Source organism: Mesorhizobium ventifaucium (assembly GCF_935822925.1).
Lineage (GTDB): Bacteria > Pseudomonadota > Alphaproteobacteria > Rhizobiales > Rhizobiaceae > Mesorhizobium > Mesorhizobium ventifaucium.
Genome location: NZ_CAKXZS010000017.1, coordinates 1 through 20,544 on the forward strand (window position 1 = coordinate 1; position 20,544 = coordinate 20,544).

At 61.5% G+C, this 20,544-nt stretch carries 17 protein-coding genes; 3 read left to right on the forward strand and 14 right to left on the reverse strand.

Annotation, left to right across the window (positions count from 1 at the left end):
* Window positions 1-367 precede the first annotated feature (367 nt).
* Together NMG70_RS15905 and NMG70_RS15910 are read left to right on the forward strand one after the other, a co-directional pair.
* The gene (locus tag NMG70_RS15905; protein ID WP_254025428.1) at window positions 368-1,771 is read left to right on the forward strand and encodes a glucoamylase family protein; all 1,404 of its coding nucleotides are present in this window, start codon (window positions 368-370) and stop codon (window positions 1,769-1,771) included.
* Window positions 1,768-2,472, forward strand: a complete 705-nt coding sequence (locus NMG70_RS15910; protein ID WP_254025429.1) for a transglutaminase-like cysteine peptidase — start codon at window positions 1,768-1,770, stop codon at window positions 2,470-2,472. The genes NMG70_RS15905 and NMG70_RS15910 overlap by 4 nt, the downstream gene beginning before the upstream one ends.
* A gap of 689 nt (window positions 2,473-3,161) precedes the next feature.
* Here NMG70_RS15910 and NMG70_RS15915 read toward each other — a convergent pair.
* From NMG70_RS15915 to NMG70_RS15965, 11 genes are all read right to left on the reverse strand, one after another.
* Window positions 3,162-4,646, reverse strand: coding sequence for a DUF3300 domain-containing protein (locus NMG70_RS15915; protein WP_254025430.1), 1,485 nt, complete (start codon window positions 4,644-4,646; stop codon window positions 3,162-3,164).
* Window positions 4,647-4,663: 17 nt separating this feature from the next.
* Complete coding sequence (locus NMG70_RS15920; RefSeq protein ID WP_254025431.1) at window positions 4,664-5,098, reverse strand: hypothetical protein; 435 nt, start codon at window positions 5,096-5,098, stop codon at window positions 4,664-4,666.
* Between the two features lie 207 nt (window positions 5,099-5,305).
* Complete coding sequence (locus NMG70_RS15925; protein ID WP_254025432.1) at window positions 5,306-6,010, reverse strand: HoxN/HupN/NixA family nickel/cobalt transporter; 705 nt, start codon at window positions 6,008-6,010, stop codon at window positions 5,306-5,308.
* 16 nt (window positions 6,011-6,026) lie between these two features.
* Complete coding sequence (locus tag NMG70_RS15930; RefSeq protein WP_254025433.1) at window positions 6,027-7,445, reverse strand: dihydrolipoyl dehydrogenase family protein; 1,419 nt, start codon at window positions 7,443-7,445, stop codon at window positions 6,027-6,029.
* Window positions 7,442-8,542, reverse strand: a complete 1,101-nt coding sequence (locus tag NMG70_RS15935) for a tetratricopeptide repeat protein (RefSeq protein WP_254025434.1) — start codon at window positions 8,540-8,542, stop codon at window positions 7,442-7,444. The genes NMG70_RS15930 and NMG70_RS15935 overlap by 4 nt, the downstream gene beginning before the upstream one ends.
* Window positions 8,539-9,321 carry an SDR family NAD(P)-dependent oxidoreductase gene (locus NMG70_RS15940; RefSeq protein WP_254025435.1) on the reverse strand — a complete coding sequence of 261 codons (783 nt, stop codon included), beginning with the start codon at window positions 9,319-9,321 and terminating at the stop codon, window positions 8,539-8,541. Before NMG70_RS15940 ends, NMG70_RS15935 begins: the two co-directional genes overlap by 4 nt.
* A gap of 77 nt (window positions 9,322-9,398) precedes the next feature.
* Entirely contained in the window at window positions 9,399-10,022 is a 624-nt protein-coding gene (locus NMG70_RS15945; protein WP_254025436.1) for a malonic semialdehyde reductase, read from the reverse strand.
* A gap of 100 nt (window positions 10,023-10,122) precedes the next feature.
* Window positions 10,123-10,926 (reverse strand): acetoacetate decarboxylase, encoded by an 804-nt coding sequence (locus NMG70_RS15950; RefSeq protein ID WP_254025437.1) that lies wholly within the window; start codon window positions 10,924-10,926, stop codon window positions 10,123-10,125.
* Window positions 10,927-10,928: 2 nt separating this feature from the next.
* A complete protein-coding gene (locus NMG70_RS15955; protein ID WP_254025438.1) occupies window positions 10,929-12,050 on the reverse strand; it encodes a DUF4331 family protein in 1,122 nt (373 codons plus the stop codon).
* A 20-nt stretch (window positions 12,051-12,070) separates the two neighbouring features.
* Window positions 12,071-13,489, reverse strand: coding sequence for a Dyp-type peroxidase (locus NMG70_RS15960; RefSeq protein WP_254025439.1), 1,419 nt, complete (start codon window positions 13,487-13,489; stop codon window positions 12,071-12,073).
* A 27-nt stretch (window positions 13,490-13,516) separates the two neighbouring features.
* On the reverse strand, window positions 13,517-14,251 hold the full coding sequence (locus NMG70_RS15965) for a hypothetical protein (RefSeq protein WP_254025440.1): 735 nt from the start codon (window positions 14,249-14,251) through the stop codon (window positions 13,517-13,519).
* A 307-nt stretch (window positions 14,252-14,558) separates the two neighbouring features.
* Here NMG70_RS15965 and NMG70_RS15970 point away from each other — a divergent pair, with 307 nt between their 5' ends.
* Window positions 14,559-15,923: an NAD(P)/FAD-dependent oxidoreductase gene (locus tag NMG70_RS15970; RefSeq protein ID WP_254025441.1), complete on the forward strand. Its 1,365-nt coding sequence runs from the start codon at window positions 14,559-14,561 to the stop codon at window positions 15,921-15,923.
* A 117-nt stretch (window positions 15,924-16,040) separates the two neighbouring features.
* Here the strand turns inward: NMG70_RS15970 and NMG70_RS15975 are convergent, their stop codons facing one another.
* The 3 genes from NMG70_RS15975 to NMG70_RS15985 all read right to left on the reverse strand — a co-directional run.
* Window positions 16,041-17,018, reverse strand: a complete 978-nt coding sequence (locus NMG70_RS15975; RefSeq protein WP_254016431.1) for a LysR family transcriptional regulator — start codon at window positions 17,016-17,018, stop codon at window positions 16,041-16,043.
* A 146-nt stretch (window positions 17,019-17,164) separates the two neighbouring features.
* Complete coding sequence (locus NMG70_RS15980) at window positions 17,165-17,758, reverse strand: Pycsar system effector family protein (protein ID WP_254025442.1); 594 nt, start codon at window positions 17,756-17,758, stop codon at window positions 17,165-17,167.
* Window positions 17,759-17,771: 13 nt separating this feature from the next.
* Window positions 17,772-20,544 (reverse strand): efflux RND transporter permease subunit (locus tag NMG70_RS15985; protein WP_436798396.1); only part of this gene is annotated, 2,773 nt, incomplete at its 5' end.

Genomic DNA, 20,544 nt, shown 5'->3' on the forward strand with positions numbered 1-20,544 from the left:
GAGGCTGGCAAGCTGTATGCGGACTCGTCGCGTGATCACACCAAAAGTATGAGGCTTCTAGACCAATACCTTAGCTCCGCTTACATCCGTACGATCTCCGTCTACTTGCGTACAATGAGTGGTTCGTCGCCGGCAAACTATACTGACCTCAACGGTAAGGACGGCGCGAACCATGTTGCTAAACTACTTCCAGACAGATACTGACCCGATCGCGCCATTCGAAAGCAATGCTCCGCAATCGCTGCAGGAGCGCCTGCCATTGGCAGGGGATCGGTGCTCTCACTTCAGCAGCAGACAAGTTCAACGCACCGACCCCTTTGGCGACATCTCCAAGGGACAGACACTCCTTTCAACCCCGCACTGCCGCTTGCGGTACACTGCGTCACGCGCGCTCCGTGCGGACCGCAATTGGCCGTCTCCTGACCAGGGACCGAACCCCAGCGGCCGCGGCAGCGGGGGCGCGCACGTCGTTCCGGTCGCGATCGAAAAGCCGCCCAGGATATTCATCGGCCGCAAGCACTACGACGGCCCTCGTCCGGACGAGGCTCTGGCCGAGCTCCTCAATACTGTGCAGCGACAGACCCTCAGATTCTTCTGGGAGTTCGGCCATCCCACGAGCGGACTCGCCCGAGAGCGGAGCAACACGACACCGCATGTCGTCACGACCGGCGGTTCTGGCTTCGGCATCATGGCGATCCTTGCCGGTGTCGAACGCGGATGGATCGGCCGGCGAGCCGCTCTCGACCGCCTGATTAAGATGGTGTGCTTCCTCGGCCAGGCCGAGCGCCATCACGGCGCCTTTCCTCACTGGATGGACGGCGACAGCGGCCGAACCATTCCCTTCAGTCAGCTCGACGACGGCGGCGACATTGTCGAGACGGCATATCTGATGGTCGGGCTGCTTTCTGCGCGGCAATATTTTCGAGGGCCGGACGCTAAGGAACGCGTCTTGCGCAGCCTTATCAACGCTCTGTGGTCGGAGGTCGAATGGGACTGGTACACCCGCGGCTCCGAGGCGCTCGTTTGGCATTGGAGCCCGGTGCACGGATGGGCGATGGACCTCCCGATCCACGGATGGAACGAATGCCTGATTGCATTCATCCTCGCCGCGTCTGCCGCACGGCATTCGATCGAGCCGGATGTCTATCACCGCGGTTGGGCGGCGGGCCGGGCCTTCGCCAACGGCCGAAGCATTGAAGGCGTGCGGCTGCCTCTCGGGCCTGATCACGGCGGTCCCCTATTCTTCTCGCACTATTCGTTCCTCGGCCTCGATCCGAGGGCGCTTCGAGATCGCTATGCCGATTATTGGCATCAGAACGTCGCCTATACGCATATCAACCGGACGCACTGCGTTCGCAATCCAGGGAAATTCGACGGCTATGGCGCGGACTGCTGGGGGCTGACTGCGAGCGATAGTATCGACGGCTATGTCGCGCACGCTCCCGACCGCGACCTCGGCGTGATCACTCCATCCGGCGCCCTCGGCTCCTTCCCCTATGCCCCCGCAGAATGCGAGCTGGCGCTTCGCCACTTCGCTTCGCGCGGCGACCGGCTGTGGGGCGAGTATGGCTTCAGGGATGCATTCAGCCCTTCGACGGGTTGGTGCGCGGACTCCTATTTGGCGATCGATCAGGGGCCGATCGTGGTCATGATCGAGAACTACCGGAGCGGGCTTCTGTGGCGCCTCTTCATGAGCTGTCCGGAGATCCAGATCGGGCTCGCGAGGCTCGGCTTTTCCCGGCGGCCGAAAGCCGCCGCAGCCACGTCATGAGCACTGCGTATTCCCTGTCAAAAGCACCGCTCGCTATCATGCGCTCCGGCATTCTGTTCGGGCTGATCACGGTGGGATGGCCGGCAGGATCGGCCCACGCATCACCACCGATGCTGACGGGCGGTCTAGCCTCTCAGCCGATCGGTCACTACGAATTCTGCAAAGCCAATTCGGCCGAATGCACGACCCGCACCCGCGACCTCGGCCCCCTGCATGTCACCGGCACCGTCTGGAGAAAAATCATCGCAATCAATGCGCGGATCAACAGGTCGGTTCGACCTATAACCGATATCGAAGCTTATGGCAGGGACGAAGTCTGGGCCTATCCGAATGGCCACGGCGATTGCGAGGACTATGTGCTTGAAAAGCGTCGCGATCTCATGCGTGAGGGTCTTTCGCCTTCCAACCTTCTGATCACGGTCGTGCGCAAGCGGGGCGGCCAAGGCCATGCAGTCCTCACCGTCCGAACAGACAAGGGCGATTTCATCCTCGACAATTTGACGGACGGGATCCGCCATTGGGACCAGACCGGCTATGATTTTCTCAAGCGCCAGTCGAGTGACCACCCCGGCAGCTGGGTCACAATCGGCGAACGCCGGAACCCAATCGTCAGCACGCTAGTGGTCACTCCGGTCGCAAAGCAGCCGAGCGTCTTCGACCCTCGAATGGGCAAAACGATCGTCAGGCCAACAAAACGGTAACGGAGCGTGACAGCACAGCTGGTTGGTCGTTGGGCTATTCGCTCCGTTCGGTATCGGTTATTCGTGACAACCGGAATCGTCAGCGGCTTTACGACCTTCTCGGCGTTCCTGACAGAGTTGACCGTTCTGCTGCAGCGTTGGCCAGTGGAAGGAACGTTCCGCTGGACACGGGCCTATTCAGGCGCAGGAGAGACAACGCCCCAATTTCCCTCTGAGCTGGTCTGTCAATCGATTTGAAAAGAAGAGCGAGACGGCCCTCGGCATTGCAAGCCAGTTGCAATCTGGTGCGTCCGAGACCCGTACAGTGGATACAACGGCGATGCCGCCACCGCGTGAGCCCGTCGATTGCCGCGAAGTCGACTGCCTCCCCGGCGACACCAGCGGCGACAAAGGCACTACCAAATTGGTAGCCGCAATTTTGCCGCGAACGCCAGGTTGGGGCAACCAGTAGGGTGCAACAAGCAATCTTCTCGCGGAAAGCCCGTCACCCGACGTGGGCAGCGCCTAGACGGAGCATCGCCAGAATTTCCGTCCAGATACCATGTGGTTCACTCATCGCCGGTGGCACGACGAGGACACGGCCTGCACGCAAACGCGGCGACGTTGCCCACGGCTTGGTTGTGGAAAGGACGACGGCTTGTGACCGAGCCGTTTGCCTCTCCAGAGGCTGTTCTTTGCAGCGCCCCATTTCACAGCCGAGGAGGGCCGCCAAAGGGTGGCATAGGTGGGCCGCCAAGGCCTGACGGCACGTTGGGCCGCGGTGGGCCGGCGAGGCCTCCTGCGCCACGGATGGGCCGCTTGAATTGCGGCTTACCTCCCCTTGTCGGGCCGCGGTGGCGCGGACCGTGGGAAAAAGCGCCGGGATCGCGGCCGCGCATGATGTCACGTTTCGGAGCCGGGTGGCGAGGCCGCGCGCCGATGCGCGTTTTGGACTTAAGCTTTCCTGCCATAGGGTTTGTGCGGCTCCCGGCGAGCGGTTTTGACCGGGCGCCGGCTATCCCGGGCTTGCCGGCGAACGGCTTGGCGAGCGTGCCGGGGGTGCGTCCGATTTCGCCGAACCGATCGCCCGGAGTGGCGCTTTTGAGCCCCTCGAGTACGCTCTTGCCGTCCATGAGTTGACGACTGTCCGGCAGCGTTTCAGGTCCATGCAGTTTGAGTTCCGCCGCCCTTTTTGTCAGACTATTATAACCGTCCGCCTTCAGATTCCTGAACAGCGTGTTGTGATCGAGCCTGGTCAGCTGTGATTTGTCAAAAGTTACTCTGGAGCTATCGACCTTCGTCCAATCAACCCGGTTCAAACTGATGTCGCCGTTAAAGGTCCGATCGTTGAAGCAGTCGTCGCAGTTGATCTCGACATCTTTACCCCAGCGGCCGTAACCGCTCCAGGTTTCCCCCTCGTACCAGTCGACGGCGGCGGCCCAGGCAGCGCCGGTGACGTAACCGGCGTAGTAAGTGGCGGTCGGATCGTAGTAGGACGAGTAGGAGTCGGAGTAGTAGCTTACCCTTTTCGACGCATAGCCCGAATCGTAGAGGTCCTCTGATCGATAGACCGGTATGTAAACCTTGTCTGCCTGGGCCGACTTGATGATGACCTTTTCGTGCTCCTCGACGACCACGGTCTTGTCGTCGCTCTTGATGATGCCGTTGGCAACCGCTCTTTCGCGCAACTGCTGGATGGCCTCGAGCATGTCCTTTTGGTGATAGGCCACTGCCTCGCCGAGCTGTTGCGTCCACTTGAGATCGTCGCTCATCATTTTGACGATCTCGGGATAATTCATGAGCGAGATGACGCTCCCGTCCCAATCCTTGTCAGGCTTCAGCTTCGGATCGGTCTTGACCCGCTCCAAATTTCTTTCGGCCTCAACGATCTGCAGTGGATACAAAGATGCCGCCGCGATCGCGGCCACCAACTCGTCGGGATAGAGCGCGATGCGCGCCACCAACACCTCCATTTCCCTTTCGCTCAGCGGCTGGCGGTGAGGAGTCCCGGCAGAGGAGGTTTGCTCCTGGGCGTATGAATGGTTTGGGCTGGCTGCTGCAAGGACCAGCAACGACAGGCCCGCGAGAACGGCCGTCGCCCGCAGCAGCGCTTTTCGCCTGTCGATGCCTGCCCGCACGCTTGAGCTTGAATATGCCAGGCCGGCAGGCGTAGCGCTGATGAACTTGATCGGCATGGAAAGCTTCCTTGGAGTCAGCGCAGGTACGTCAGCTCCGCGCGGCAGGCATCTGCAAATTCCCGCAGGATGTCATGGGCGGTGATGTGGGAGTTCCGCGCCTCCAGCGCGGTCGAAGTCTTCTCGTATGTATCGACAACAAGTACCAGCACCGCCTCTGCAGCCCCAATTGTGCCTGGCGTCGCAAACAGGCGAAGCTTGTTCATGGCGGTATACATCGGAACCAGCTTGGCGGGGTCATCCAGGCGTTCCTGAACCACGCCGTCCGCATAGGCTTTCGATGCCTGGTCGATGAACTCGCCGAACAGCCGCTCTCGACGTGAGCCTTCTTGTCCGAGGCGCTGCGCATGGTCCTGATGATGCTGGGTAAACCAGGTCGTGGCCACGGAGGCCAAGGCGCCGATGGCGGAGCCGGCAAGTGCCGAAACGGCCGAGATGGTCGCTGGGTCCATAGTCATGGGGCTATTCTTGAATTTTTCCGGTCGGGTGCCGGCGTCGCGGAGGATTTGATGTTCGCCGAGGCCTCAGGGTGGCGGACAAGGACGTCGGCCAACGCGAGAGGAAAAGCGTTTTGGTATGGCGACTCGCATTTGCCCGCTTCGCCGCCATTCCCATCGGCCTCGTCACTGAGACCGGCCACGTTGAACGGTTCACCCTGGTCAAACATTTGCATGAACGAGAATTGCATAAATTGTCGTGGCGCCGATTCCGACCGTGAGAAGCGCGACGGCCGCCTGAAGACTGTGGTTCATCCCAGTGAGCAAACGCGCCGAGGCCACGAGCGGCACGGCAATGACGCTCGACAGCGCGCCCATCCCGATCATCGAGCCCAGGCCGAACAGCACAATGTAGGCCAGGCCCTGCAGCGGGTCTGCGAACTGGGACACGGCAAGGACCAGCAGTGCTGCCGACCCGGCCATGCCGTGCATCAGCCCCACGGCCAGCGAACGCCAGCGAAACCCATGCTCGTGCCGCTGCTCGGAGCTCCCATTTGAAACCCGGTCGCCAGCGCCGCTGTATGGGTGAATTTGCCGAACGCAACGGTTGCGTCGCCGGAGATGCAGGTGCTCGCGCCACAGCTGCCACAGCACGTGAGTTCCAAGGGCGACGAGCATGACGCCAACCGCAGCTTCGAGGGGCTCGGCAAGTAAGTCTGGAATTCTCCGACCCAGCACGATCGCAGCGCCGGCAAACAAGAACAGCGTCAACGTATGACCCAGTCCCCAGGTCAGGCCGTGCTTGAGGATGTCGGTCATCCTGGTTCGGCGCGCCGCGATACTCGAGACTGCCGCAATATGGTCTGCATCTAGCGCGTGGTGCATTCCCAGGAGGAAGCCCAGACCGAGGATCGGTATGTACGTCATCGGACACTCTTCGTCCCTATCGCGACATCGCGTTTTCAGGCGCTTGACAGCCCACATGCAGCTCGAGTTGGCGGGCCGCGCTGGCGGCCGCGTCCGCAAGGTTTCCTGTATAGGTAGGAAACGCGAGTGGGACCCGAGCCAAATCATCCACTCGCAATCCCGCAGAAATGGCTATTGCCGCGACTTGGGCAATCTCAACTGCTCTTTCACCAGCGACGTGACAGCCCAATATCTTTGCTGTCTTGCGATCTACAATAAGCTTGCAAAAGCCTACCTTTCGCCCATCGATAATCGTGCGGATGGTCGAGTCGAAATGGATGACCGCGGTCACGACATCATGGGTTTCACGGGCTTTTGTTTCCGTCAGGCCCGCGCTCGCATACTCCGGATGGGTGAATCCGGCGCTCGTATTTACGCTCTCTTCGAGCCGCACGGTGGGGCCAAGAACCGCGTTCGTTGAAGCCACGAAACCCTGCTGCAGAGCAGGTGGAACCAACATCAGGCGACCGGTCACATCGCCTGCCGCGAAGATATTGGGCACAGACGTCCTTAGGTAGTCATCGACTTTTACGAACCCTCGATGATCGGTCAGGACGCCCAGTCCGCCGAGATTGAGTTCGGCGGTATTCGCCACCCAGCCCGCCGCCACCACAGCAAGCGTGGCCTCGGCGGAGTCCCGTTCGCTGTTCTTGGAGAAATTCATCTGCACTCCCGCCGAGGTCTTCTCGAAGGAGTCGATGCTGCCGAAGTTCTCATGCACCACGATACCTGCCTCACGGAAAGCCGTGGCGACAGCGGCTGCGATATCCTCGTCCTCACCTGAGAGGATGCGTGGACCAGTCTCAAAGAGCTCAACCCGCGAGCCGAATGCATTGAATATGGACGCGACTTGCACCCCCGTTGCCCCGCCGCCTATGACCAGCATAGTCGGAGGAACCTCGGTCAATGAGAAGGCGCTGCTATGGGTGCTCGTGAACTCGAAGCCCGGGATGGGAAGCCGCCGGCCGACGCCGCCGACGCAGATGATCATCTTGTCGGCCTGAAGACGCAGGCCTGTTTCGGTAACGATGGTATGAGGGTCTGCGAAGCGCGCGGCGCCGGCCCTCTCGTGGATGGTAACTCCGGCCGAATCGATTTGCTCGCGCAAGGAGGAGTGCGCAAGCACTTCACTGACGACCCCGCGCACGCGCGCCAGCAACCGGGAGTAATCCAGCACCGGCTCGCCCACGGCAATACCGTATTGACCTAGTTGTCGAACGCCGCGGATCAGCCGGGCTGCGTGAGCCAGAGTGCGCACTGGGACCGGCCCGTCGTTTGCGGCCATGCCTCCAAAACCAGAGCTGGTGACCAGCGTGGTGCGCGCGCCCAGATCCGCGGCGCGCAGCGCGGCAACCGCTCCAGCCGGTCCGGCGCCGATCACGACAATGTCCGTCACCTTGTGGCTCCCTGAGGATGCCCAAACCGGTGCCCGGTCCCTCTTAGCGACATGAGATTGGAGACATGCGTGCTGCCCGCACCGGCCAAACTCGCTGCGTTGCGCAGCGCCTTGGCTAGAAGGTTCCGCGAGCGCGGTGTATCGCGGAGTTTCCGATTGGCCAATGCCAGTTCGACCGCCCGCTGCGGTCGGTTACCGATGCCTATGAAAAAGGCAGCCGCGTGGTCGGCGTAGGCCTCGGGGCGTCGCGCCAGCAACACTTCGTAGGCTGATGCCGCACGTTCCGCTTCGCTCGTAGCCTTGGCGCTGCCATGCGCGGCTAGGATCTCCGCATAGGTGGCGCGATATTCCGGATCGTCGGAGGTTTCGAGCAACGGCGTGACGAGCATAAGTGCGAGCTGCAATTGTCCGCGCCCGAGCGCAACTTCCGCGCGATGTCCTCGTCCTGGAACGTGCCCGGGCAAAATGGCCTCGAGTTCAGCGAAGATAGCGTCCGCCCGGTCCAAAGCACCACTGCGCATCGCGCTCACGCCCCATTCAAACAGCAACTGGCTGCACGGGAGCGGCGACACGCCATCGTCGGCATCGATTGCAGCCGCATAGGTGGCTTCCGCCGTCACCCATCGATCCATTTCCGCCAGGAGTGATGCGAGCGCGCCAAGTGTGTGAATCCCAGGATCGTCATCAGCCAGTCTTTCGCGCAAGACCAGCGCGTCTTCATGTCGTCCGGTCGCCTGCAGCAGCGCCGCCTTTTCGGCATCGATCTCGTTTCGTGGATATCCGGCCGCGAGCGCTTCATCGAGACGCGCGCTCGCTTCCTCGAAGCGATGGAAACGCCCCGCGAGCCGTGCACGAATATAGAGCGCGGTTGCGGTGTTAGGCGACAACGCAACCGCCTCCCTGGCGATGAGTTCCGCCCGTTCATGGTCCGCGATACGACCAAGCACGTCACCGCGCACGAACAGCAACTTCGATAGCGCGACCAGGCTGTCGAAGGCCGCACCTTCCGCACGACGAAGCTCCAGGCTATCGATCGATGCCGCAAGATTGGCGAGGGCGATTGGGCCGCTCGTATAACGTCCGGCATTGGTCATCATGCACTTTTCAAACCGGTCAGCAGTGCCGGATAGCCGCACGTCAACGAACCGCCATCGATAGCGATCGTATCCCCGTTGATTGATCTGGCGTTGTCCGACGCGAGAAACACGGCCGCCGCAGCAATTTCTTTCGCTTCAACCGCGCGCTTCATCGGGATGATGTTCAAGAAGAGCTCGCGCTTGGCGGGATCTTCCAACTCCTTCCGCGTCAACGGTGTCTCCACCAGGCCTGGCGCGATGCCGACGACACGGATGCCGCGACCACCCAGTTCCAGCGCGCCGCAGCGCGTGATCATGTCGACGCCGGCCTTCGCCGCGCAATAGGCTACTTGCCCCTCGCCCGGCTGCCGTCCATTCACCGACGAGATGTTGATGATTACGCCGGGACGTCCCTGCGCGAGCATTTGCCGGGCCGCGTGCTTTACGCCGTAGAAGACGCCGCCGAGCGTCACGGCCTGGACGGAATTCCACTTGTCGCCGGTGAGTTCGGTCAGCGGCACAATGGCGCCAAAGCCTGCACAGTTGACCACGACGTCCAGCGACCCGAATGCCTCGCGAGCCGCGTGCATCGCGCCTTCGACCTGTCTCTCGTCCGACACGTCGGTGACTCGGCCCACCGCGCGATCACCTAGCTCCCGGGCGGCGGCATCGAGCGCATTGGCGTTGAGATCACAGAGCAGTACGCTAGCGCCAGCTTCAATGAACCCGGCTGCAATCGCCTTGCCAATGCCGGATGCAGCGCCGGTTACGACGGCGCCCTTGCCCTTCAACGAATTCATACTCAATTCTCCTGTAGTGACGATGGGGGGTGGGCTCCGCGACTATAGGCGCGACGCCCCTTTTTCAGGTTGCAGCCTCAGAGGATCGTCGCCATCTCGTCGAATACGAACCGCGGGCCGCGCGGGAACAACTTGGCGTCGTTGCCGTAGCCTATGTTGATAATGACGTTGGCCTTGATTTTGCCGTCGGGGAAGAACTCCTGCTCGACCTTGGCCGGGTCAAACCCGGTCATCGGCCCAGCGTCCAAGCCGACGGCGCGCAGCGCGAGAATGAAGTAGGCGACCTGAAGGGTGCCGTTCTGCGCGGCGCTGCGTGCGGCGAACTCCGGATTGCCGGCAAACCAGCTCTTCGCATCGGCGTGCGGGAACAGGAACGGCAGCCGTTCATAAAAGTCGACGGCATGGCCCATGATCGCGACGACCGGTGCAGCCATGGTCTTTTCGACATTGCCGGGCATGAGCGCCGGAAGCAGCCGCTCCTTGGCTGCCGTCGAGCGCAGGAAGAGCGCGCGCAGCGGCTGCTGGTTCGCCCCGGTCGGACCCATCTTGGCGAGGTCGAGCGCTTCGCGCAGAAGCCCGTCAGGAACGGGAAGTTCGCGGAAATGGTGGTGGGTCCGCGCTTCAGTGAAGAGCTGGGCCATGGCGGCGGCGCCGAGCGGCTCACCGCGGCCAAGACTCTTTCGGTCGACAGTCATGGTCATTTGAAATTCCCAGGTTGCGGTTGGAGGATTCGTTAGGAGCGAGCCGCCGCGCTCGGCGGCACGCGTGTTACTGCGAGACGAGCGCCACCTTCAGCGCGTTCTAGGGGCGCTCGGTTTCCAGGTAGTCGTGCACGACTTGACCGTCGCTCAGCGTCATGTCCCAGAGATGCTGTCGGCCCTCAAGCACCCGCACGACCGGAAGCGCCGCGACCGGGCAGCCGACGTGCGGGACCGTGAACAGCTCCGCTGGGCCTCCCCAGGCGCCCTTCAATCGGACATTGTAGATACCGACGCGGATGAGTTGGGCGACCTTCGGCGTGTGGTTGTCAACGTCGGGAAGCAGCTTGAGCACGAGCTGGGTGGTCTGCAGCTCCTGCTCTATCTCGGCCAAACGGTCTGACAGGTCGACCGCGCGATACGGCATGGTCGCAAGCGCGACTTGCACGCCGCCATAATTGAGGGTGCCCGTCAGCACCTCGCGCACCGTCTTCAGGTCGGGCTCGCCGTACCGCTTGGGGAAGCCGAGGATCTCCCGGCCGGCGAGCGTGGGCGATTCGCTGTCGAGGAATGCCTGGAAGACGTAGATGGCCGGCTTGCCCTCGAAGGTGCACGCCACTGAATGGCCGACCTCGGTGTACGGCCCGAATCCGCTGACCTCGCTCATGCGCCGCCATTCTATGGTGACGCGGTTGCCGTCGGCAGGTTGGAGAGGTGCTGGGACAACCGCGCGCACGGCTTCCGCAGTGCTCTCGTATGTGACGACAAGCTGGTGCATGTCCTTGTAGTGCCATGGGCCGCGCGGATAGGCTGGCCTCAACGTCGGCATAACCGGATACTGCAGGAACTTGTCAGTCCGGGATGCAGCGCCCGCCACGACGGGGCTCTCGCCTGTCAAAGATCGCATGTTCAACTCCTCAGAAATTCCGGTAGGGGGAGGTCGGCTCGCCGGTTAGGCTCGCGTACGTATGGAAAGGTTGGGCTCGCCGGTTTGGTGGGGGCATCGACCCCGTCGCCCAGCCGCTCCCCTCGCCCACCATTCGCAAGCAACGTGAGCAGCTCGTCGAGAATGTCGTCGTCGAGCCAGCGACCGCCGGCGCTTTCGTGCGGCCGGTTGTCGATTAGCGCGCGCTCGATATCGAGGAAGCTTCCCGGTGCGAATACTTGCCCGAGATCGAGCATGAGAAAATCGTCCATGAGCAGATTGCGCAACGGGTGGCGCCCGTCTGACCCTGACGGCCATGCAGTCTTGCCGTCGAGACCATCCCAGAAGGCCAGGTTCGCGTCGAGACGCGACTCGTAAAGGGACCGATACTCCCTGGAAAGCGCGAAAGCGTCTTCGCGATTGTAGAGATCGCGAAGTTCGACCCCCCTCGTGCGTGGATCACGAGCTGAGTTTGCAATCATGACGTTCTTGATCTCCGGCCGCCCGAGGCGTTCGAGGCGGATCGGCTTGCCCCGGCGCGTAACGACGATCTCCGAGATGGCGGCGATCAGTGTCACGCCGTCGAATCGTTCAACTATTGGCGCAACCGGCACCTCGACGACGATCGACAAGACGTCGCGAAACTGAACGGTGTTTGTAGCTGTGTTGAAGGACAGCTTGCCCAAAATATCGGTGCGAAGGGTGGCCTCGACATCCATGAAGAACGGGTCGCTGACCAGTCCCGCGAAGACGCGCAAGCCATCCTGTTCGAACGGTTTCCCGACGACAAAGCTCGCCTCGCGGCCATTGGATGTGACGATGTGCCCTTTCTGAACCGCAGTTTCTTCCGGCACATCACTGAAACGGATGTCGATCGTTTCTTCTGCCGCTCCACAGGTAACGCTCCCGGCCGATCGCGTCAGCGGCCGCAGTCGAAACCGGTGGGTGACAACATCGCTGAAGTAGGACTGCGATGTCGCCATCGGAAACACATCCATGATCAGGACGAGATTTCCCGGTCGTTCGGGACTCGCAAACGCGTAGAAATCAGTGATGTCCACTGCTGGATCGCCCAATACCGCAGGGCCGCTGAAATGGTCTGACATAATACCTACTTCCCCAACTCTCAGAATTTCTGCTCGATCAAGCCTTCAAGGGCTTTCAGCCCTGGAACGAACAGATATTCGCCACCCTTCACTTTGATGAAGTTCGGCAGATCGAACAGGAACGGTTGGGTGGCGCCAGGCACCAGCATTTGCGAACCTTCGCCGCCGACGCCATTGATCGGATCCTGCTCGTTCGGATCAAGTCCGATGAACTCGCCGCCCTTCATCCATTCCTTCTGGACGAACTCAAACTGCCGTTCGACATCGGCTTGGATGAACATGTTGATCAGCCCGCGATCAACACCGTCGTCCTCGAGCGCGCCTTCCTTCAGAAGCGGGCCGTACTCGACGCCTCGCCTGATCAATCGGTGCCGCCTCACCGCGGTCGCGCGCTTCAAGGGCGTCGTCCGCGGATTGCTGCGACGCAGGTGCGAACCTAGCGGGCACCGCAGGCCTTCGTCGTCGCCGGCATAGGTGAAGTTGTTGCGACGCTGCGGGTCCGCCGCGATCGCCGGGTCGTCCTTGTCGGGCGACAGATCGAGCGGGCACCCGCTGCGCCAGCGGCCCATCATCTTGGCCGCAACCAGTTCCTGATGATTATCGTCGTCGGAACCGTAGAGCGCTTTCGCGGCCGTCGCCATATATCGCCGAAATGCCGCGACGTCTTGGTAGAGTTTGCGGAAGACGAGGTACGTACCGTTCAGCCGCAGTTCGAACGGCTCGGGCGCCTGCGCGCCGGCCGGGTCGGCCTCATCCTCGTAACCCAGCAGGAACTCGCCCGGTTTCAGCGGACGCCACGTGCCGTCTGGCTCCAGCACACCATCGCCAGGATAGGAAGGTACATTCGCCCCCTCTATCGGCGGCTCCGAGATCGGATCAACAAAACCGAAATGCTGGCCTTCCGATCCGATCCCGTTTTCATGCGCCAGCGCCATCGTATCCTGAACGAAGCGGATCTCGACACCGCCGGTCGCCTCCATCTCGGCGCGAAAGATTCGCATCGCCTTTTCGCGGCCGTCGTCAGAATCGGTGCGAAGCCAGGCCATCGCGTGGATGTCGGGACCGCCGAGGCCGCCCTGCCAGTGCTCCGGCGCGTGCGGCCCGACATCGCCCACGACGCGCGCACGGCCCCGCATCCCGACGCGGAACGCCTCGGGAAAGCTTTCGAGTGACGGCCGGGAGAGCCCGATCGCCTTCAGCCCCTCGTAGGTGAACGCGATGTTGACCGTGAATCGCGTGCCGTGCTCTTGCTGCCGCGCGTTGACGCGGTCGCGCAGATTGCGCAACCACGCGCGCGCCTTCGCGCCGTCGGTGAATTTCACGAAGATGTGGCGCCCGTAGCGCATCAGGATGGGCGCGACCACGTTGTCCTGGATATCGTGAAGGTGGTCCTTCAAATCAGCGGCGGCCAGACTTCGCCTCGTAGCTCGAGTGCTCATGATCGCGCTCCTTCCACGCCAGACCGTCTACGCGGCCTTCTTCACGCCCAACCTCTCGGGGACGTCGGCGAACTGCCACTCGTTGGTGACGTCGGCGTCGATGTCGGCGCCGCTCGGCACGAATGGGTAGGGCTTGGCCAGCTCGGCGAAGAAGGCGTTGACCTTGTCCTCGAGGTTGCCGTCGCCTTTAGCGACCGCGCGCTGGAAGGTCTGCGTCTTCTGGTACCAGTCGGCCATCTTCTGGATCTGGCCCAGGTTGAGGCTCGGAAGGGCGTCGTAACAGACCAGGGTCTTGATCTGCCCGCGAGCGACGTACTGCACGATATCGCGCGCCGTCGCGTCTGGGCCGGTCGGACAGCCGATGCACGTACCCCAGATCTTCTCGAGATTTGTCTTCCCGTTGAGCACGAAGTCGTCGAAGTACTTCTCCAGGCTGCTATCGAACTGCGAGACGAAGTAGAGGGTGGGACCGAACTCGGTGCTGGTGCCGACGAACCAGCGCGCCGTCCGGATCAGGCCAAGCATCGTCGTCGCCTCCGAGAATGTCTTTCCAGGCCCTCCCCAGAACGGGGCCTCGCGGCTCAGCGCATCTCTGAGTCCAACGACGTCGGCATCGGGCTTGAGGGGCCACATACCCAGAAACTCGTGTATCTCCTCGCCGTTGGCCCCCCTCATGATGCAGCCGGGGTGACGCAGGTCCCAGGAGGCCGGGCTTGTGCTTGGCAGGGACCGGACTGTTGAAGTGTCGTGCTTGTCAGTCATTGAGAAAACCTCGTTTGCAGTACCAGTGTGGATCGATTTCCACGGCTGTGGTTAGGTTAGTCGTTGCTTGGTCCCGACCAGGCAGTTTCTAGTCAAATTCGTGCAGACGATTGTTCCCGCTGCTTGGTCGTTGACCTGGTCCATATCAACTAAGTCAGGCGGGAGCAGATTGGGAGTTCTCTTTCGCGAACCCGGTGTTCGGTAAAATCGAACATTCAAAATGCGGCGCAGTGCTTAAATGTCAGGCGGAAACTTCTGGCGTTCTACAGGAGCTTGACGCCAACTTAATTTGCAGCAGGGATATCAAATGCTACAGCAACCAAAAGCCGACCACAGTGCTCAAGCCGTTGATACGGGACCATCGGTGAAGCCGAGCGCGCGTGAACAATCACCACACATCGTCATCGTTGGTGGTGGTGTTGCCGGCCTGATTCTGGCAACCCGACTAGGCGATTCGCTGGGCCGCCGCGGCAGGGCGCGCGTCAGCCTGATCGACCGCAGCTGGATCCACGTCTGGAAGCCGATGCTGCACACCTTCGCGGCCGGCACCTGGAACATTCACCAACAGCAGGTGCCATACCTTGCGCACGCGCGCGCGCATCATTTCGATTACGTGCCCGGACAGGTCGATTCAATCGACCGGACGGCGCGGCGCATACGCCTGGCGCCGCTGAAGGCGGGCAACGAAGAACTGGTCGCTCGGGGCCGCGACTTGGACTATGACGTGCTGGTCCTCGCCTTCGGCAGCCGCGCTAACGATTTTGGCACGTCCGGCGTGGCCGAACACTGCCACTTCATCGACAGTCAAGACCAGGCTGACGCCTTCAATACCCGGCTGCGCGCGCAGGTGGTGCGCAGCTTGGCCGAGGGCGATAACATCGACATTGCCATCGTCGGCGGTGGCGCCACCGGCGTGGAGCTGGCCGCTGAGCTGAGCCGGATGGTCGAGTTGGCGTCAGGCTACGGCAACACGGACATCCGCCAGCGCCTGCGGGTGACGCTGCTGGAAGCGGCACCACGCATCCTCGGCGCATTTCCGGAAAAGGTTTCCACGTCTGTGGAGTCCCAACTGCGCGAGCTGGGCGTGGACGTGCGCACTGGCGTGAAAGTCATGGCCGCCGATCCGGGAGGTTATCTGCTCGAGGGCGGCGAACGCGTGCCCGCGGCACTGAAGGTCTGGGCAGCAGGCATCCGCGCTTCCTGCAGCTTTCACGAGAGCGGGCTGGAATTGAACCGCGCTGGCCAGGTCGTGGTTGGTCCTAACTTTATGGCCAAGGGCGAGCAACACATCTTCGCTTTAGGGGATTGTGCGAGTCTTGTGCCAAAAGGTGCGGAGCGACCACTACCGGCCACTGCCCAGGTGGCCAGCCAGCAGGCGCTGCATCTGATCCGCCATCTGCCGGTTTTGCTCCGGAAAGGCACTCCGGTGCCGCCATTCAACTTCCGCGACTTCGGCGCATTGGTAGCGATCAGCGAATACAATGCCTTCGGGACACTGGGCCGCTTCGGGTTTTTCAAAGGAGGCTTCATCAAGGGCCGTTTCGCGCAGTTCAGTCACGCTGTGCTTTACCGTCGCCACCAGCTCTCGCTTCACGGACCATTCCGCGCGACCCTTCTGTGGCTCGCAGAGCGGATCAACGCACTGGTGCAGCCTAGTATCCGAATCAGCTGACGATGTTCGGCAGCGCATCTCAGGCGCAAAGATTTGCACCCTGTAGACGTGGTCACCTTGGAACGCGTCTCCACCGCGGTATGGGGTACCTGGTTCGAACTGCTGTCTTGCGTTCAGCTAAGCAGCGAAGGGCGTCCGTTCGGCGGTTCGGCTAATTCGGGGGTCGGCTGTCTCATCCATGTGCCGGTGCCAGGGCAGGGGCGGAACGAAAGCAGCAACGAGGTGGTCAATGAATTTTCGCACCTTGGATGAGACTTGACGGGTATACGGATAAACAGCCGAAATCGTATAGGCCCGAGGTGTAACGTGGGGCAGTGCCGAGATCAGACTTCCCTCCCGAAGAGGTCCAGCAGCCAGAAATTCAGGCAACAGAACCAGCCCTAATCCGGCGATCGCCATATCTCTCATTGCCTCGAAATTGTTGGCGACAATTCGGCTGCGCATCAGCACGGATATCGGTCTTCCACTGACGCCTTCACTCTCGAACTGCCAAAAATCGCTGCTGCGAACATGCGCGTAGCCGATGCAGGTGTGCTGCGCCAATTCCGCGACGCTTTTGGGTAGGCCGCAGTTCGTTGCATACTCTGGGCTGCAGCACACAATTCTTGAGCAATCACAGAGCTTGCGAGCCTTCAGGCTCGACTCTTTCAAATCGCCAATATGTATGCCGAGGTCATAGCCGCCCTGGGTCGGGTTCACTAGCCGGTCTTCAAAGTCAACGGCAATTTCCAGCTCCGGATGACACCTCGCAAAGTCAGCGATCACTTGCCCCAGAAAGTTGGTCCCAAACGACACTGGCGCGACCATGCGCAGCCTCCCGCTCAGGCCTTCAGTCCGCTCGGATACCCCTTGAGTCGCTTCAGTGATCCCTTGGACCAGCGGGACAACCCGCTCGTACAATGACCACGCAAGCTCGGTGGGCGTAAGCCTGCCTGTGGATCGGCGAAACAGCTCAACACGCAGCGCCGTTTCGAGATCACTGATGCGCTTGCTTATCACTGATTTCGAAATGTTCAGGCGTGTTGCTGCGGATGTGACGCTTCCGGCCTCTACCACGTTGATGAACGTAAGAATGTCCTCGAAACGCCACTTCATGTGAGCTCTCCGTTAACGTGCGCTGTGATTGGCACGTCTTCAGTTCATGCCATGGTAGGAAGGTGGACAGATCGGTTACTCTGCTTTCCGGCTGCATAGCTCAACCGGTGGCATCATGCTCTCGTTCAAATTTGCCATGTTCCTCATCAGGCGAGCGCGAAACTTCGAAGAAACTGCTCGCCTCCCAGCACGATGAAAGACACGACCGTCATCATCAGGCCGCGTTGGAAGCGCGCCTGCTTTATGATCCTGACGCGTGACGTTTTCAGCAACTCGGTGGCCAAAACCGAGGTCCAGTCCGACCTCAAGGCCTGGTGCATCAGGTCACGGACATCGGCAAAGTAGCTGGGGTCGACATAGTACACCGGTAGGGTCTTGGAACCATGAGTCGTCTTGCCATTGAATTCCCTCTCCGCGCGTGTCCGGCTCGGATAGAGCACCTGGCCGAACTGAAGGATCGGCATGATGACGATCCCCCAAACGACCGCATAGAACAGCGGCCCGATCGGCGCATGCGTCGGCAAAAGATCGCCGAAGCGCAGCACGAGGTTGAGGGCGAGGATGTAGCCTACGCCAACGATTTGCGCCTTGTTGTCATAGGAACGCGCCACAGTTTGTGTTTCCTGAAGCGCGGCGAGGAGCATCTTGTCGGCATACTCGCGTGTAATCTCACCTGGTCCGGCATACATGCCGGCATCCGATCTCAGAAAGCGGTCGACAAGAGAGGAGGTTTCCGGCATGGCAAGCCCTTTCTCAATGCTGGGCGGCGAGAATGGGCATTGCCGGAACGTCAGGCGCTGCTGCCGGTTCATGCTTTTCCCGAATGCCGTTGACCGCGACATAAAGGGCCGGGAGGAAGACGAGCGTCAGTACAGTCGCGACGGCGAGCCCGCCGACAATGGCGTAGGCCATCGGCCCCCAGAACACGTCGTGCATGATCGGGATCATGCCAAGGATGGCTGCAGCCGCGGTCAGCATGATCGGCCGGAACCTGTGCGTGGTCGCGTCGATCACCGCCTTCCAGGGATCGATGCCGCGGCCCCGCTCATGCTCGATTTGATCGACGAGGATCACGGAGTTGCGGATGATCATCCCTGCAAGTGCGATGATCCCGAGGATGGCGATGAAGCCCATCGGCGTGCTCGTGGTCAGCAGCGCGATGGCGACCCCGATGAGACCCAGCGGCGCCACGCTGATCACCATCGCCATCCGGCGGAAGCTGCCTAACTGCACGATGAGTACGGTAAGCATTAGCGTGATCATCAGCGGAAACTGGGCCAGCAGGGCGGCGTTGCTCTGGCCGCTCTTCTCGACCGTGCCGCCGGTTTCCAGCAAGGTGCCCGCCGGCAGCGACTTGGTGTACTCTTCGATCGCGCCCGCGAGTCGCTCGTGAACGGAGGCGGGCTGCTGCCCCGGCAGCGGTTCCGCCTGAACTGTGATGGTGGGCAGGCGGTCGCGACGCCAGACATAGCCCTCGTCGAGATCATACTGGAACTCGGCAAGCTCGCGCAGGGGCACCGAGGCGCCCGTCGCGGTGGGGATCTGAAGGTTGCGTAGGGCCTCAACGCTTGAGCGCTCGCTGTTCTCGGCCCGGGCAACGACATCGACCAGATAGATCGAATCGCGAAGCTGGGTGACTGTCGAGCCGCTGATCACCCGGTCGAGCGCCTGGGCGAGTTGTTCCGAGCTCAGGCCGGCCTGTCGCACGCGATCCTGATCGACGACGATGCGCAGCTCCTTGCTCTTCTCGGCCCAGTCGTAGTTGACGTTGCGCACGAGGCCGGATGACCGCAGTATCTTTGCGAGTTCCTCCGCGTGCTCCCTCGCCTCGTCGGTCGTCGGCGCGCTCACCCGGTATTGCACCGGCCAGCCGACCGGCGGCCCGAGTTCCAGGCGCGAGATGCGGGCCCTCACGTTCGGGAAGCTGTCGGCAAACAGCGTCTCGAGCTTCGCCTGAACGCGGTCCCGCGCCTCGAGGTCCTTCGCGACGACCACAGTCTCCGCCATGAAGTCGTTGTCGAGCTGGACGTCGAGCGGCAGGTAGAAGCGGATGGCGCCGCCGCCCACATAGGAAGAGAAGCCGGCGATGTCGGGGTCGCTGGCAAGCGTCTCTTCCAGCCGCTTCGTCTCCGTTTCGGTCGCCGCGATCGAGGCATTCTTCGGCAGCGTCATCGTCACCACAAGCTCGGGCCGGTTTGACGCCGGGAAGAACTGCTGCTGCACGAAACCCATGCCGTAGAGGGAGGCACCGAAGGCGGCAAGCGAGGCGGCGATGGTAAGCCAGCGGTGCTGCATGCTGAAGCCGAGCAAGCCAATGAAAGCGCGCATGAAGCGGCCAGGCCCATGAGCGCCGTGCGCTTTCATTTGGGAGGGCAGCAAGGAAAGCCCGATCACCGGCGTAAAGAGAACCGCTACGAACCACGAAGCAACGAGCGCCGCTGCGACGACTGCGAACAGCGAAAAAGTATATTGCCCGGTATTGTTGTCAGCGAAGCCGATCGGCAGGAAGCCCAGGATCGTGACCAACGTCCCAGTCAGCATGGGAAAAGCCGTGGACGTGTAGGCGAACGTGGCTGCCTTCAGCTTTTCCATACCCTCCTCGACCTTGGAGATCATCATTTCGATAGTTATCATCGCGTCATCGACGAGAAGACCGAGCGCGATGATGAGCGCGCCGAGCGAAATACGCTGAAGGCTGATGCCCATCGCCTCCATAAAGATGAACACGATGGCGAGAACCAAGGGGATCGAGAGGGCAACCACGAGCCCGGCCCTGAAGCCGAGGCTGAGGAAGCTGACAGCGAGCACGATGACGATCGCCTCGAACAGCGCCTTGGTGAATTCACCGATGGCTTCGCGCACGACCTCGGGCTGGTCCGAAACCAGGTTGAGCTCAATGCCGACGGGAAAACGTTGCATCAGACGCGCGGCCGCTTCGTGCAGGCCTTCGCCGAATTCGAGGTTGTTGCCGCCCTCGCGCATGTTCACGCCGATGCCGATGGCCGGCTTGCCGTTGACGCGGAACATCTTCGTGGGCGGGTCACTGTAGCCGCGCTGAACCTTGGCGATGTCGGTGAGTTTGTAGAAGCGTCCATCGATCCAGAGGTTGAGGCCGGCAACGCTCTCGGGCTTCAGGAGGGAGCCGGTAACGTCGACAAGCATGTTTTCGTGCGGCGTGTTGATGACGCCGGAAGGCACAACCGCGTTCTGCCGCGCGATCGCCGTCAGCACTTCGTCGAGGCTGAGCTTAAGATTGGCGAGCTTCTGGGGTGAGAAGCTGAGATAGACCTTTTCGTCCTGGTCGCCAAAAATATCGACCTTGCCGACATCGGAGGAACGCAGGAACTCGGTCCGCGCCGTCTCGGCGAAGTCTCGCGCCTCACGCGGCGAGAAGCCGTCGTAGGTGATCCCGTAGATGATGCCGAAAACGTCGCCAAACTCATCGTTGAAAAATGGGCCGACCACGCCAGGGGGAAGCGCCGCCTGGACGTCACTGACCTTCTTGCGGACCTGGTACCAGATGTCG

Bases quoted from the DNA above. Each gene is read 5' to 3' on its own strand.
- NMG70_RS15970 (WP_254025441.1), top strand. From the start codon at position 14,559: ATGCTACAGCAACCAAAAGCCGACCACAGTGCTCAAGCCGTTGATACG.
- NMG70_RS15980 (WP_254025442.1), bottom strand. From the start codon at position 17,758: ATGCCGGAAACCTCCTCTCTTGTCGACCGCTTTCTGAGATCGGATGCC.
- NMG70_RS15945 (WP_254025436.1), bottom strand. From the start codon at position 10,022: ATGACCATGACTGTCGACCGAAAGAGTCTTGGCCGCGGTGAGCCGCTC.
- NMG70_RS15975 (WP_254016431.1), bottom strand. From the start codon at position 17,018: ATGAAGTGGCGTTTCGAGGACATTCTTACGTTCATCAACGTGGTAGAG.
- NMG70_RS15965 (WP_254025440.1), bottom strand. From the start codon at position 14,251: ATGACTGACAAGCACGACACTTCAACAGTCCGGTCCCTGCCAAGCACA.
- NMG70_RS15925 (WP_254025432.1), bottom strand. From the start codon at position 6,010: ATGACGTACATACCGATCCTCGGTCTGGGCTTCCTCCTGGGAATGCAC.
- NMG70_RS15955 (WP_254025438.1), bottom strand. From the start codon at position 12,050: ATGTCAGACCATTTCAGCGGCCCTGCGGTATTGGGCGATCCAGCAGTG.
- NMG70_RS15950 (WP_254025437.1), bottom strand. From the start codon at position 10,926: ATGCGATCTTTGACAGGCGAGAGCCCCGTCGTGGCGGGCGCTGCATCC.
- NMG70_RS15915 (WP_254025430.1), bottom strand. From the start codon at position 4,646: ATGCCGATCAAGTTCATCAGCGCTACGCCTGCCGGCCTGGCATATTCA.
- NMG70_RS15910 (WP_254025429.1), top strand. From the start codon at position 1,768: ATGAGCACTGCGTATTCCCTGTCAAAAGCACCGCTCGCTATCATGCGC.
- NMG70_RS15940 (WP_254025435.1), bottom strand. From the start codon at position 9,321: ATGAATTCGTTGAAGGGCAAGGGCGCCGTCGTAACCGGCGCTGCATCC.
- NMG70_RS15920 (WP_254025431.1), bottom strand. From the start codon at position 5,098: ATGGACCCAGCGACCATCTCGGCCGTTTCGGCACTTGCCGGCTCCGCC.
- NMG70_RS15935 (WP_254025434.1), bottom strand. From the start codon at position 8,542: ATGATGACCAATGCCGGACGTTATACGAGCGGCCCAATCGCCCTCGCC.
- NMG70_RS15960 (WP_254025439.1), bottom strand. From the start codon at position 13,489: ATGAGCACTCGAGCTACGAGGCGAAGTCTGGCCGCCGCTGATTTGAAG.